At 73.0% G+C, this 1,183-nt stretch carries 2 protein-coding genes; both read left to right on the forward strand.

Going from position 1 to position 1,183, the window contains the following annotated elements; genetic code table 11:
• Positions 1-945: alpha/beta fold hydrolase (locus tag AB0O29_RS36200; RefSeq protein WP_365160782.1), on the forward strand; the 945-nt coding region annotated here is incomplete at its 5' end.
• 67 nt (positions 946-1,012) lie between these two features.
• Positions 1,013-1,183: SDR family NAD(P)-dependent oxidoreductase (locus tag AB0O29_RS36205; protein ID WP_365160785.1), on the forward strand; the 171-nt coding region annotated here is incomplete at its 3' end.

Raw genomic sequence — 1,183 nt, forward strand, 5'->3', positions numbered from 1 at the left:
GTGGCGGCACTCGCCGCCAACCTGGCCATCGCTGTGGCCAAGTTCGTGGCATTCCTCTTCAGCGGCTCCTCGTCGATGCTCGCGGAGAGCGTCCATGTCAACTCCCTGGGCAGCTGCAAGGGTTCCACCGGCCCGGCCTCCACCGACCCCCGCACCGGGGAGCCCTACCGGCTCTCCTTCCCGGACCTGTCGATCGAGGACATCGCCGACGCGGCGGCCCACGCCGTACGGGCGCTGGGCATCAGCCGGCTGGCCTGCGTGGTGGGCGCGTCCATGGGCGCGATGAGCGCGCTCGCCCTGCTCGCCCGGCACCCGGATCTGTCCCGTACGCACATCAGCCTGTCCGGGGCCGTGCACGCGCTGCCCTTCTCGATCGCGGTCCGCTCCCTCCAGCGGGAGGCGATCCGCTCCGATCCCGGCTGGCTCCAGGGCCGCTACGAGGAGGAGGACGGTCCCCGGCGGGGCATGCTCACCGCCCGCAAGCTGGGGATGATGACCTACCGTTCGGCGCAGGAGTGGGACTGCCGGTTCGGCCGCAGCCGGATCAGCGAGGGGCGCCGGGCGGAACAGGGGCGTTTCGGCCTGGAGTTCGAGGTCGAGAGCTATCTGGACTTCCACGCCCAGCGGTTCGCGGACCGCTTCGACCCGAACAGCTACCTCTACCTGAGCCACGCGATGGACCGGTTCGACCTCGACGACGGCGCCGGCGGCGGCCCCGCCGGGGCGCTGTCCCGGATGCGCGTCGAGAGGGCGCTGGTCATGGGCGCGCGGTCCGACATCCTCTTCCCGCTTTCGCAGCAGCAGGAGATCGCCGAGGGGCTGTCGGCGGGCGGCGCCGACGTCGGCTTCCTGCCGGTGGACACCCCGGCCGGCCATGACGCCTTCCTCGTGGACGTCGAGCGCTTTGGCCCGCCGGTGGCGAAGTTCCTGGCGCTCGTGGCCTGACGGGGCCGCCCGTCCGGTGGCCCCACCCGCACACCCCACCCCCACCTGAGAATATGGAGAGTCCCCCTTGTCCGGGCAGACCCCGAAGAAGATCGCCCTCGTCACCGGCGCCAACCGCGGCATGGGCCGCGACATCGCACGCCAGCTCGCCGAGCGGGGCGTCCACGTGCTGCTCAGCGGCCGCGACGGCGCCGCCGTCGCCGGAGCGGCGGCGGAGCTGCGCGCCGCCGGGCTGGAC

This window comes from Streptomyces sp. NPDC089915, from assembly GCF_040684675.1.
Classification (GTDB): domain Bacteria; phylum Actinomycetota; class Actinomycetes; order Streptomycetales; family Streptomycetaceae; genus Streptomyces.